The 12,591-nt window shown below is 67.0% G+C and carries 12 protein-coding genes; 5 read left to right on the top strand and 7 right to left on the bottom strand.

Annotated features, from left to right (window positions below):
• Nucleotides 1-105 precede the first annotated feature (105 nt).
• The gene (locus tag VER16_RS12805) at nt 106-342 is read right to left on the bottom strand and encodes a hypothetical protein (protein ID WP_324808702.1); all 237 of its coding nucleotides are present in this window, start codon (nt 340-342) and stop codon (nt 106-108) included.
• Between the two features lie 158 nt (nt 343-500).
• Here VER16_RS12805 and parE point away from each other — a divergent pair, with 158 nt between their 5' ends.
• From parE to VER16_RS12790, 3 genes are all read left to right on the top strand, one after another.
• The gene (gene parE / locus VER16_RS12800; protein ID WP_324808700.1) at nt 501-2,390 is read left to right on the top strand and encodes a DNA topoisomerase IV subunit B; all 1,890 of its coding nucleotides are present in this window, start codon (nt 501-503) and stop codon (nt 2,388-2,390) included.
• 112 nt (nt 2,391-2,502) lie between these two features.
• Complete coding sequence (locus VER16_RS12795) at nt 2,503-3,081, top strand: GNAT family protein (protein ID WP_324808698.1); 579 nt, start codon at nt 2,503-2,505, stop codon at nt 3,079-3,081.
• Between the two features lie 109 nt (nt 3,082-3,190).
• Nucleotides 3,191-4,687, top strand: coding sequence for a S10 family peptidase (locus tag VER16_RS12790; RefSeq protein ID WP_324808696.1), 1,497 nt, complete (start codon nt 3,191-3,193; stop codon nt 4,685-4,687).
• 394 nt (nt 4,688-5,081) lie between these two features.
• Here VER16_RS12790 and VER16_RS12785 read toward each other — a convergent pair whose 3' ends face one another.
• Nucleotides 5,082-6,203, bottom strand: a complete 1,122-nt coding sequence (locus VER16_RS12785) for an inorganic phosphate transporter (RefSeq protein ID WP_324808694.1) — start codon at nt 6,201-6,203, stop codon at nt 5,082-5,084.
• 13 nt (nt 6,204-6,216) lie between these two features.
• Nucleotides 6,217-6,843, bottom strand: coding sequence for a DUF47 domain-containing protein (locus tag VER16_RS12780; protein WP_324808692.1), 627 nt, complete (start codon nt 6,841-6,843; stop codon nt 6,217-6,219).
• Nucleotides 6,844-7,126: 283 nt separating this feature from the next.
• Between VER16_RS12780 and VER16_RS12775 the strand changes: the two genes are divergently transcribed.
• Nucleotides 7,127-8,470 (top strand): hemolysin family protein, encoded by a 1,344-nt coding sequence (locus VER16_RS12775; RefSeq protein WP_324808690.1) that lies wholly within the window; start codon nt 7,127-7,129, stop codon nt 8,468-8,470.
• Nucleotides 8,454-9,125, top strand: a complete 672-nt coding sequence (locus tag VER16_RS12770) for an exopolysaccharide biosynthesis protein (protein ID WP_324808688.1) — start codon at nt 8,454-8,456, stop codon at nt 9,123-9,125. The genes VER16_RS12775 and VER16_RS12770 overlap by 17 nt, the downstream gene beginning before the upstream one ends.
• A 160-nt stretch (nt 9,126-9,285) precedes the next feature.
• Here the strand turns inward: VER16_RS12770 and VER16_RS12765 are convergent, their stop codons facing one another.
• The 4 genes from VER16_RS12765 to VER16_RS12750 form a co-directional block, all read right to left on the bottom strand.
• On the bottom strand, nt 9,286-9,783 hold the full coding sequence (locus VER16_RS12765) for a pyridoxamine 5'-phosphate oxidase family protein (RefSeq protein ID WP_324808685.1): 498 nt from the start codon (nt 9,781-9,783) through the stop codon (nt 9,286-9,288).
• A 69-nt stretch (nt 9,784-9,852) separates the two neighbouring features.
• A complete protein-coding gene (locus VER16_RS12760; protein WP_324808683.1) occupies nt 9,853-10,848 on the bottom strand; it encodes an LLM class flavin-dependent oxidoreductase in 996 nt (331 codons plus the stop codon).
• A 194-nt stretch (nt 10,849-11,042) separates the two neighbouring features.
• Nucleotides 11,043-11,810, bottom strand: coding sequence for a sulfurtransferase (locus VER16_RS12755; RefSeq protein ID WP_324808681.1), 768 nt, complete (start codon nt 11,808-11,810; stop codon nt 11,043-11,045).
• A gap of 372 nt (nt 11,811-12,182) precedes the next feature.
• Nucleotides 12,183-12,548: a DUF6164 family protein gene (locus VER16_RS12750; RefSeq protein ID WP_324808679.1), complete on the bottom strand. Its 366-nt coding sequence runs from the start codon at nt 12,546-12,548 to the stop codon at nt 12,183-12,185.
• Nucleotides 12,549-12,591 lie beyond the last annotated feature (43 nt).

Raw genomic sequence — 12,591 nt, 5'->3', positions numbered from 1 at the left:
CGCCAACCCAAGGGGGAGATGGCGTCACCACCTAAAGAAAACGCCCCGCACTGCGGGGCGTTCAGGGGCCAGAGCCTTGCGGCAGCAGCCTTGGCGGCGGAAGCCTTACTTCTTCTTCCGCGCCTCTTCCTCTTCTTCCTGCTGCGGGACCGGCTGGCCCTTGGCCTTCATTTCGGCATTGGCCTGCGCACGGCGCTTGGCCTTGGCATCCGCCTCGGACTGCGCCGCCTTGTCCGCCTGGTCGCCCTGCTGCGGGGCCGACGGGCCTGCGTTCTGCGCCATCACCAGCGGCACCGCAACGGCGACAGCGGCCAGGATCGCAATGGTCAGCAACTTCTTCATGGAGTCCTCCTCGCGTATGGCTTGGACATGGGGGCGCCGGCGTTCAGATTCCAGCGATTGTCATTTTACCCCCTCCCCGGCGCCGAGGCTGAACCGCAGGCGTGCAAAATTCCCGTCCACGCCGCACACTTGCGCGTCGCTCCGCGCTTTGAAGATAGATGAACGCACGCTATAACGCCGCCGATATTGAAGTCCTGTCCGGCCTTGACCCGGTCAAGCGCCGTCCTGGCATGTACACCGACACCGCGCGCCCGAACCACCTGGCGCAGGAAGTGATCGACAACTCGGTGGACGAGGCCCTCGCCGGCCACGCCCGCTCGATCGAGATCACCCTGTACAAGGACGGCAGCGTGGAAGTCAGCGATGACGGTCGCGGCATGCCGGTGGACATCCATCCGGAAGAGAAGATCCCGGGCGTCGAGCTGATCCTGACCCGCCTGCATGCGGGCGGCAAGTTCAACAACAACAACTACACCTTCTCCGGCGGCCTGCACGGCGTGGGCGTCAGCGTGGTCAACGCGCTGTCCACCCTGGTCGAGATCCACATCAAGCGCGACGGTGCCGAACACCGCATCACCTTCCGCGATGGCGACCGCGCCTCGCCGCTGGAAGTGGTCGGCACGGTCGGCAAGAAGAACACCGGCACCCGCCTGCGCTTCTGGCCGGATCCGAAGTACTTCGATACGCCCAAGTTCGCCGTGCGCGCGCTCAAGCACCTGCTGCGAGCCAAGGCCGTGCTGTGCCCGGGCCTGACCGTGAAGCTGACCGACGAAGCCACCGGCGAAGTCGACACCTGGTACTACGAAGACGGCCTGCGCGATTACCTGAAGATGGAGCTGGGCGACCGCGAGTCGCTGCCGGCCGATCTGTTCGTCGGCAACCTGAAGAAGGACACGGAGATCGTTGACTGGGCCGTGGCCTGGCTGCCGGAAGGCGAGCTGGTGCAGGAAAGCTACGTCAACCTGATTCCCACCGCCCAGCACGGCACCCACGCCAACGGCCTGCGTACCGGCCTGACCGAAGCGCTGCGCGAGTTCTGCGACTTCCGCAACCTGCTGCCGCGCGGCGTCAAGCTGGCCCCGGAAGACGTGTGGGACCGGGTGTCGTTCGTGCTGTCGCTGAAGATGACCGACCCGCAGTTCAGCGGCCAGACCAAGGAACGCCTGTCCTCGCGCCAGGCCGCCGGTTTCGTCGAAGGCGCCGCCCACGATGCCTTCAGCCTGCTGCTCAACCAGAACGTGGAGCTGGGCGAGAAGATCGCGCAGATCGCCATCGAGCGCGCCAGTGCACGCCTGAAGACCGAGAAGCTGGTCGTCCGCAAGAAGGTCACCCAGGGCCCGGCCCTGCCCGGCAAGCTGGCCGACTGCATCAGCCAGGACCTGTCGCGCACCGAACTGTTCCTGGTGGAAGGTGACTCGGCAGGCGGCAGTGCCAAGCAGGCGCGCGACAAGGATTTCCAGGCGATCCTGCCGCTGCGCGGCAAGATCCTCAACACCTGGGAAGTGTCCTCCAACAGCGTGCTGGCCTCGGAAGAAGTGCACAACCTGGCCGTGGCCATCGGCTGCGACCCGGGCAAGGAAGACATCGCCGGCCTGCGTTACGGCAAGATCGTCATCCTTGCCGACGCGGACTCGGACGGCCTGCACATCGCCACCCTGCTGACCGCGCTGTTCCTCAAGCACTTCCCGGCGCTGGTCGATGCCGGCCATGTGTTCGTGGCGATGCCGCCGCTGTTCCGCATCGACGTGGGCAAGCAGGTGTTCTACGCCCTGGACGAAGAAGAAAAGCGCTCGATCCTGGACAAGATCGAACGCGAGAAGATCAAGGGCGCGGTCAATGTCACCCGCTTCAAGGGCCTGGGCGAGATGAATCCGCCGCAGCTGCGTGAATCGACCATCCACCCCGATACGCGCCGCCTGGTGCAGCTGACGGTGGACGACGGCGAACAGACCCGTACGCTGATGGACATGCTGCTGGCCAAGAAGCGTGCGTCCGATCGCAAGGGCTGGCTGGAGAGCAAGGGCGACCTGGCTTCGCTGGAAGCCTGATCCTCGCAGCCCTTCTGTAGAGCCGAGCATCGGCTCGGCTCTACCGGCATTGCGCCACCCTCTGCAAACCCGGTGGCGCGATAATGCGTGCGTCTCCGCCTGGACCCTCGTATTGGCCAGCCACTCGCTGCTGTTCCCGGGATTGCCGCTGCACAGCGCGCGCCTGGTCCTGAGCCCGATCCGCCGCGATGATGCGGCCGCCCTGTTCGCCCTGCAGTCCGACCCGGACGTGATGCGCTTCTGGAACCATCCGGCGTGGACGCGGCCGACCGAGGCCCGCGCGCAGATCGACGACGACCTCGCCGCGCACACCACCGGCACCCAGCTCAAGCTGGCCGTGCGCGAATCGCTGGACGGCCCGCTGCTGGGCATCTGCGTAGTGTTCGCCCTGGACCGCGACGCGGCCCGCGCCGAGATCGGCTACCTGCTGGCCCCGGACAAGCAGGGCCAGGGCTACATGCACGAAGCGCTGCAGCAGGTGGTTACGTATCTGTTCGAGATCCTCGGCCTGCACCGGGTGGAAGCGGAGATCGACCCGCGCAACCGCCCTTCCGCGCACGTGCTCGATCGCCTCGGCTTCCATCTGGAAGGCGTGCTGCGCCAACGCTGGCGCATCCAGGGGGAGCCGTCCGATTCGGCGGTGTACGGCCTGCTGGCCGACGACACCGCACGCAGCGCCCTGCCCGCTTGACCGAATCTGGCTGCAACCGGCCATCCGCCGCGGCCATGCCTTTGGACACATCCGGCACGCGCGGCAGCGGCCTAGCATCAGGACCCTCTTCCGCTACCGTCCTGGTGCCATGAAGTCCCTGCTGCACATCGCCGCGCTCTGCGTCGGCCTGCTCGTTACCCCCGCCGGCGTCGTCACTGCGTCGGCCGCCGAATCCAAGTCCGACTCCAAGGGCGACCCGACCGAAGCGCCCGCGTTGCCGGCCGACGCCTCGGCCCGCCAGAGCATCCGCCTGGCCGGCCGCACCCTCGACTACACCGCCACCGTCGGCACCCTGCCGGTGCGCGATGACAAGGGCAAAGTGATCGCCGATGTGGTGTTCACCGCCTACACCATGCCCGGCAAGGACCGGCCGGTGACCTTCGCCCTCAACGGTGGCCCGGGTGCATCGTCGGTCTACCTCAACATGGGTGCGATCGGCCCCAAGGTGGTCACCTTCGGTTCGGAAGGCGACAGCGCCTCGGCACCGGCCACCCTGCACGACAATCCCGGCACCTGGCTGGACTTCACCGACCTGGTGTTCATCGACCCGGTCGGCACCGGTTTCAGCCGCGCGCGCATCGGCGATGACGAGGCCAAGAAACAGCTGTACAACCCCAGTGCCGACATCGAGTACCTGTCACGCTCGATCTACGACTGGCTGCTGCGCAACCAGCGCATGGGTGCGCGCAAGTACCTGACCGGCGAAAGCTACGGCGGCTATCGCGGCCCGCGCATCACCCACTACCTGCAGACGCGCCTGGGCGTGGCGATGAACGGCCTGGTGCTGGTCTCGCCGTACCTGAGCCCCACCCTGGAAGACAACGCCGACGTCTCGCCGATGGCGTGGATGCAGACGCTGCCGTCGATCGCGGCGGCGCACCTGGAACGCCAGGGCAAGCTGACCGATGCGGCGATGCGCGAGGTGGTCGAATACACCCGTGGTGACTACGCCACCGCACTGATGAAGGGCCGCAGCGATCCGCAGGCGACCGAGGCGATGCTGCGCCGGGTAACCGAGCTGACCGGGCTGGACCCGCAGTTCGTGCGCCGCGCCGGTGGCCGCCTGGAAACCCAGGCCTACCTGCGTGAAGTGTTCCGCGACAAGGGCACGCTGGGCAGCCGCTACGATTCTAACGTGACCGCATTCGATCCGTTCCCGAACGATCCGGAACAGCGCGCCAATGATCCGCTGCTGGACAGCATCATCGCGCCGACGACCACGGCGATGGTCGACTTCGTGACGCGCGTAGTGGGCTGGAAGGTCGATGCGCGCTACCAGGCGCTGAACTACGACGTGAACCGGCTGTGGGACCGTGGTGGCGAGCTGCGCCAGGGCGCGGTGACCCAGCTGCGCCAGGCGGTGGCGATCGACCCTCACCTGCAGGTGCTGATCGTGCACGGCTGGAACGATCTGTCGTGCCCGTTCATGGGGTCGATCCTGACGGTGGACCAGATGCCGGCGATGGGCAGCAACCGGGACCGGGTGCAGGTGCGCAGCTATCCGGGCGGGCACATGTTCTACAGCCGGGTGGACAGCCAGGCGGCGTTCCGGAATGACGTGAAGGCGCTGTTCCAGCGCAACTGATGGGTGGTGGTCGCCGGGCCTGCGGCCCGGCACCCGCTGGATCAACGGCCACTGCAACGGCAACTGCAACTGCAGAAGCCGGGGTTCCGTGGGTTGGCGGGGTGGGTCCGGTTGCGGGGGACGCCGTAAACCCGTCCATGGGGGCTTGGTCGCGGCATCCATGCCGCTCACACCCCCGCAACCGGACCCACCCCGCCTTCGACAGTTTCCCGCGGCTGTTGGAACCTGCTGCTTTTGGTGGGTGCCGACCGTTGGTCGGCACGGAATCTGACCCTGATTCTGCTCGGGTAGGTGTCGACCTTGGTCGACACGATGGGTGCAGAAGAATTGTTTCGCCCATGAAAAAGCCCGCCGGAATCCGGCGGGCTTTTTCGTCTACCGGGGTCGCTGGCGATCAGGTCCAGCCGAACAGCTCGAACAGCTTCAGGATCAGGTACGCACAGCCACCGGCCGCGGGGATGGTCAGGATCCAGGCCCAGACGATGCGCTCGATCACGCCGAACTTCAGCGAACGCGGGTTCTTGGCGAAGCCCACGCCCATGATGGCAGTGGAGATGCTGTGGGTGGTCGAGACCGGCATGCCGAAGTGGGCGGCCAGGGTCAGGATGGTGGCCGAGCTGGTTTCCGCGGCGAAGCCGTGGATCGGGTGCAGCTTGACCATCTTGTGGCCCAGGGTCTTGATGATCTTCCAGCCACCCGAGGCGGTACCGGCAGCCATCACCACCGCGCAGGTCAGCACGATCCACATCGCGATGCCGTCACCGGCATGCGCGTCCGGGTGCATGAAGGCCAGCCACGACGGCAGGTCGTTCAGTGCACCGGTGGCTTCGGCACCGATCAGCGTCATGGCGATGATGCCCATGGTCTTCTGCGCATCGTTGTGGCCGTGGGCGAAGCCCATGTAGGCCGCCGAGGCGATCTGCGCCTTGCCGAAGAAGGCGTTGACGATGCGCGGGCGGGCCAGGCGGCCGATGGCACCACCGATCTTCGCCAGACCGGCAATCATCGCCCACAGCAGGACCATCACCACGATGCCGAGCAGGAAGCCGGCGATCGGCGAGGTGATCATCGGCACGAACACCTTCCACAGCAGGCCCTTGTTCTGCGCCCAGCTGCCCAGCCGCTCGGACCAGATCAGCGCGTCCCAGTTGTTGTGGGCGGCCGCCAGGCCGGCACCGCACAGGCCGCCGATCAGCGCGTGCGAGGAGGAGGACGGCAGGCCCTTCCACCAGGTAATCAGGTTCCAGATGATGCCGCCCAGCAGCGCGCACAGGATGACCTGCGGGGTGACGTCCACCACGTTGGTGTTGAGCAGGCCCGAAGCGATGGTGAGCGCGACCGCAGTGCCGGTCAGCGCGCCGATCAGGTTCATGCCTGCGGCCAGCATCACCGCCCAGCCGGGCGAGAGCACCTTGGTCGCCACTACGGTGGCAATGGAATTGGCAGTGTCGTGGAAGCCGTTGATGAACTCGAAGACGAGCGCGGCCAGGATCACCACCAGGACAAGGGTCAACATGCGGCGGCGTCCGTCAGCTGTTCTTCAACACGATCTGGTACGCCACCACGCCGGCCTCGCGGCAACGGTCGATGGCCTTTTCCAGGATCTCGAAGAATTCCTTCAGCAGGAACATCTGCAGGTTGTCCAGGCGACCGGAGTAGATGTCGCGGTACAGCTCGAGCATCAGGCGGTCGGCCTCGTTTTCCAGCGAACGCAGCTTCTCGTTGAGCGCGGTCATCCGGTCCAGGTTCATGTGGCGCAGGTCGGCCACCATTTCCACCACCACGGTGGCGGCCTGCTCGAGCATCGCCGCGCGCGGCGCGAAGTCGATGTGCTCCAGGTGGGTCGTGGCCAGCGAATAGCGATCGGCGAACTTCTCGATCTGCTTCGGAATCTTGTACAGCGCCGAACCCAGCGCTTCGATGTCCTCGCGCTCGATCGGGGTCATGAAGCTGTCCACCAGCGCCTGGCTGATCTTGTCAGAGGCGGCGCGCTCGCGCAGGCGAGCCAGCTTGAAGGCATCCAGGGCGGGCTGGCGGTCGGCCTCGCGCAGCATCGAATGCAGCGCCTTGGCGGCGTCGGACGCCGCGACGGCGGCCTCATCAAGCAGGGTGTAGAACTGTTTGCCGGAACCGAAAATGGTCTGCAGAGAGAACATTGAGAAACCTGTCAGCCGTCGCGGGAAGGACGGCACCAGAATGAATTATGACGGCTAGATGACCATCTCGGGTATCCCCGCCCGCTTCGGGGGCTGCACGACCCCCAACCTGAACAGGCAGTTGCCACCCCACCACGGCCCTTTGCTAAGATGCCAGCGCGCCCCCGGGCGCACCTTATGGACGACGACCCTTACCCCCGTGCGCCGCGCCGGACCCCGTTCCTGAGCGCCTGCCGCCACCGCAAGCACCCGCCCTCCCTGCCACCAACCGGGGACGACGCCCGTGTTTGAGATCCTGATTGTCCTGGCCCTGATCGTCTTCAACGGCTTCTTCGCCATGTCCGAGATGTCGGTCATGACCTCGCGCAAGAGCCGCCTGAAGCAGATGGCCAGCACCTCCAAGCGCGCGGCCAAGGCGCTGGAACTGTCCGAGAAGCCCGAGAACTTCCTGTCCACCGTCCAGATCGGCATCACCCTGGGTGGCATCCTGACCGGCGTCTACGGCGGCGAAGCGATCGGCAGCAGCATCGCCCACCACCTGCAGGTGATGTTCCCCTCGCTGGCCGACACCATCACCCTGTTCGGCGAGCCGCAGACGCTGGCCAACCTGATCGGCAAGACCCTGGCCGTCGCGCTGATCACCTTCCTGACCCTGATCTTCGGTGAGCTGGTGCCCAAGCGCCTGGCCATCACCCGTTCGGAAGACATCGCCGGCATGGTCGCCCTGCCGATGGGCTGGCTGGCCCGCATCGCCTTCCCGGCGGTCTGGCTGCTGTCCCATTCGACCCGCCTGGTGCTGCGCCTGCTGGGCCTGGGCAAGGACGAGGCCGCCCAGGTGACCGAAGAGGAGATCCGCATGCTGGTGGCCGAGAGCCACGAAGCCGGCGTGATCGACACCCACGAGCGCGACATGATGAACCGCGTCATGCGCCTGGGCGACCGCACCGCCGACAGCCTGATGACCCCGCGCAACCGCATTGCCTGGCTGGACACCCAGGCCGGGCTGGAGCGCAACCTGGAAATCATGGCCGAGCACGAGTTCTCGCGGTACCCGGTGCTGCGCGACAACGACATGGACGTGGTCGGCATCCTGGAACTGAAATCGCTGGCCACGCGCATGGCGCGCGGTGACAACGCGCTGTTCCAGACCCTGCGCGAGCCGCTGTACGTTTCCGAATCCACCCATGCGATGAAGCTGCTGGAGATTTTCCGCGAGGAACAGCAGTCGATGGCACTGGTGGTGGACGAGTACGGCGAGATCCAGGGCCTGGTGACCATCAGCGACCTGATGGGCGCCGTGGTGGGCCGCCTGCAGGCGGTGGAAAACGCCGACGAAGACGCGCTGGTGGTGACCCGCGAAGACGGCTCGCTGCTGGTGGACGGCTCGCTGCCGATCGAGGACCTGCGCGAACTGATCGGCAGCAACGAGCTGCCCGACGCCGAGGACGGCGACTACTACACGCTGGCCGGCATGTGCATCCATTACTTCGGCCGCATCCCGCATGCGGGCGAATACTTCGACTGGGCCGGCTGGCGCTTCGAGGTGGTCGATCTGGACGGCGCGCGCGTGGACAAGCTGCTGCTGCGCACCCTGTCCGACGAGCAGGCCGATGAGCTCACCGCCTGATCCGAACCAGGCAGCGCACGACGGATCGGGCGAGCAGGGCCCGGTCTACCGCAACGAGGGCATCCGCACCCTGCTGGCGATGTTCGCTTCGGGCGACCCGGCCGAGCACATGCCGCTCGGGCAGATCCTGAAGGACCTGCAGCAGAGCGCCTTCGGCGTCTTCCTGTTCGTGGCCATCCTGCCCGCCTTCATACCGATTCCGGGCATGGGCGGCGCGGTCAGCGGGCCACTGGTGGTGCTGATCGGGTTGCAGATGCTGTGCTGCCGGCGCAAGCCCTGGCTGCCCGGCTTCATCGCCAGCCGCGGGCCCAGGCGCAGCACCATGCACCGCTTTCTGGACCGCATCGACCGTCCGTTGCGGCGCCTGGACCGCATGCTCTCGCCTCGCATGCAGCAGCTGCTGGCACCACTGCCGGCGCACGCCTTCACTGGCCTGCTGCTGGTGCTGCTGGGTGTGCTGCTGTCGCTGCCGATCCCGTTCACCAACTTCCTGTTCGGCTTCCAGCTGCTGCTGTTCGCACTGGCGCTGCTGGAGCGGGATGGCGCGCTGATGCTGTTCAACTGGATTGCCGGCATGGCGGCCATTGCCTTCTTCGGCTTCAGTTCCGGGCAGCTGGTGGGCTACACGGTGGAGCTGTTCCAGCGCTGGTTCTGAGTGCTGGTCGCTGCGTTCGCCGGGCATGGCCCGGCGCTACCATCCACGCGTGGCGTGGATCTACTGGATCGGCTTGCATGATTACACCGTCCGCGTGCAGGGCATCGATTCGAACGCCCTGGCATGGGCAGTAGATCCACGCCATGCGTGGATGAAGCCGTCAGCGCAGGTCGATGAACCCGTTGTCGCCCAGCCGCGCCGGCTCATCCTGCACCGCCGACAGCACGAAGGTCAGCGCCTTGCCCAGCAGCGTGCCCGGGCCATCCCAGTACTCGGCCGAATCGGCACGCACATGGATCAGCCGCAGGTTGGGGTCATCCTTGCCACCGGGGAAAAACAGCTTCATCGGCGGCGACCACAGCTCCTCGATCTTGGCGCGGTCATCGACGATGCGCGCACGCCCGGCCACGGACACATAGGTGTTCTTCGATGCAGAGGCATAGGCCACGTTGACCCGCGGGTTCAGCGCGATCTCGGCCACCTTCGGGCTGTCAGCGGCGGTGGCGAACCAGAGGTCGCCATCAAAGGCGACCTGCTGGGTACCCAGCGGGCGGCTGTAGAGGCGGCCGTCAACGCCGACGGTGGTGAACATCGCCACCTCCACGTCCTTGATCAGTTCGGCCAGCTGGGCAATGTGTTCGGCGCGGGAATCGGCCATGGTGGGGGCTCCGGTTGCAGGAGCCCCCATCAGACCCGGCGCGGCTGCAATGCACCGTGACGCCGATGTTCAGCCCGCGTGGCGGGCGTGCCAGGCCTGCATCGCCAGCTCGAACGAGCGCAGGCGCGCGCGGTGGTCGTACAGGTTGGCGGTCAGCATCAGTTCGTCGGGCTTGTGGCGATCAACGAAGGCGGCGATGCCCTCGGCTACCTGCTGCGGATCGCCCAGCACGGTGCAGGCCAGCGCGCGCTCCACCCCCAGCTTCTCGTGCGGCTCCCAGAAGGTCTCGATATCGTCGATCGGCGCCGGAATGCGGCCCGGGCGGCCGCGGCGCAGGTTGACGAAGCTCTGCTGCTGGCTGGTGAACAACCGGCGCGATTCGGCTTCGCTGTCACTGGCGACGACATTCAGCGCCAGCATCGCGTGCGGTTGCTTGAGCGTGGCCGAGGGGCGGAACTCGCGGCGGTAGACCGCCAGCGCTTCGTCCAGCGCATCGGGCGCGAAGTGCGAGGCAAACGCATACGGCAGGCCCATCGAGGCGGCCATGCGCGCGCCGAACAGGCTCGAGCCGAGGATCCAGGTCGGCACCCGCAGGCCGCCACCGGGTACGGCCTGCACGGCTTGGCCGGGCTGCACCGGTTCGAAGTAATGCAGCAGCTCGCGCACGTCCTGCGGGAACTGGTCGGCGCTGTCGAAGTAGCGGCGCAGCGCGCGCGCGGTGGGCTGGTCAGTGCCGGGCGCGCGGCCCAGGCCAAGGTCGATGCGGTCGGGGTACAGCGATGCCAGCGTGCCGAACTGCTCGGCCACCTGCAACGGCGCATGGTTGGGCAGCATGATGCCGCCGGAGCCAACGCGGATGCGCTGGGTGCCGCCGGCCACGTGGCCGATCAGCACGGCAGTGGCCGCGCTGGCGATGCCGGGCATGTTGTGGTGTTCGGCCAGCCAGTAGCGGCGGTAGCCCAGCGCATCGGCGTGCTGGGCCAGTTCCAGCATGTTGGCGAAGGCGGCGGTGGTATCACTGCCCTCGCAGACAGGGGCCAGGTCGAGGATCGACAACGGGATCATCAGGCGTATTTCCGTCACAGGATGTCCCCTTTCATGGGGTCGGGACGGGCCACGGCCAGTGACGGTGGCGGGATGCTGATTCCTGCGGGGCGGGCTCTGGGCCTGCCGGGCCTTGTAGAGCCGAACCCATGCTCGGCTGTTTTTCACCGCTCAACGGCAGCCGAGCAAGGGCTCGGCGCTACAGAGTCGCGCGGTCAGAACGCGCTGGGGCGCGGCGCAGCCAGCGGTTCATCGACCATCGGCTGCAGCGCCGCATCCAGCGCTACGCGTTCATCGAACACGAAACAGCGGCCTTCGTAGCCCTCGCCGCCCACTTCCTCGAAGTAACCAAGGATGCCGCCGTCGAGCTGCAGGACATTGTCCATGCCGTCATTGACCATCCACAGCGCCGCCTTCTCGCAGCGGATGCCGCCGGTACAGAAGCTGACCACGGTGCTGTCCTTCAGCGCTTCGCGGTGCGGCGCCAGGGCCTCGGGCAGGTCGGTGAACTTGTGGATGGGCAGCACCAGCGCGTCTTTGAACGTGCCGTACTCCACTTCCTGCAGGTTGCGCGTATCGAGCATCACCACCGGCTTGCCGGCATCGTCGTGGCCCTGGCGCAGCCAGCGCTGCACGGTGGCCGGATCCACGGCCGGCGCGCGCGGGTACTCCAGCGGCTGGCCGTCATCGCGGCGGAAGCTGATGATCTCGTCCTTGACCTTGGCCTTCAGCCGCGCGAACGGCTGATGCTCGCTGAAGCTGGTCTTGACCCGCATGTCGGCAAAACGCGCATCGGCATGCAGGGCGGCATAGAAGTCCTCGACCGCCTGCGGCGCGCCGGCCAGGAACAGGTTCAGGCCCTCGCCCGCCACCAGGATGGTTCCACGCAGCTCCGCGGCCTCGGCGCGCGCCAGCAGCTGGTCGCACAGGAGCTGGGGGGCGTCGATGACGGCGAAGTGGTAGGCGGCGGTATTGGCGATCATCCCACCATTTTAGCGCCTCCCGCCCGCACAGACAGATTCAGGGGTCAGCGCCCTCCGTGCGGCGGAAGGATCCGACCCCAAGCCCGCCAGCGCCAGAATCTGTCAGGGGCGGGGCGGTGTGGGCAGGCGGGGGCGCAGAGCGCCATGGGCCCGGGGCATGCGCCGGGCGGGTTGGGCAGGACGCCCAACCCCGGTCTTGCCGTGTGCGCAGGACAGCGCACACGAGCAAGGCGCTCTAAGAGGCACGCAGAAGCAGCTTTTGCCGTCCCCCGCCTGCCCACACCGCCCCGCCCTCCCACTGAAGCCCGGCTTTTGACGTTGCCGTTGATCTTGCTTCGGTGGGTGCCGGGTGCAACCCGGCCGGAAAGCCCCTCAGCCCCGCAACAGCACGAACGGCAGCAGCACCAGTGCCGCGGCTACCACCATCCCCAGCAGCACCAGCACCACGAACACCGGCCGCCGCCGCAGCAGACTGCCGAAGGTTTCGGCCGTCCCGTCGCGCAGCGCCTGCTCGCGCTCGGCGCGCACGCGCACCCCGCGCGCCGCCTGGTACTCGGCCATCAGCGCCTTCGCCCGCGGCTGGTCGGCATCCTCGCTCAGCCACAGGCCGCCGTTGGAAATGCCCCACGGGCTGGGCTCGGTGCGGTACCAGGCGATGCCGTGCTGATCCAGCAGCGTGCAGACATCGGCGTATTCGTCGTCACCGACGTTGCGGAGATTGAGCAGGAGTTTGGCCATGCGGCCATGATACCCGGCACCGATGCGCTACCCTTGCCGCCCC

The organism is Stenotrophomonas sp., from assembly GCF_035634915.1.
In the GTDB taxonomy this organism is placed as follows: Bacteria; Pseudomonadota; Gammaproteobacteria; order Xanthomonadales; family Xanthomonadaceae; genus Stenotrophomonas.
The sequence above is the reverse complement of the archived record's forward strand: the minus strand, read 5'-3'. Positions and strand labels throughout refer to the sequence as shown.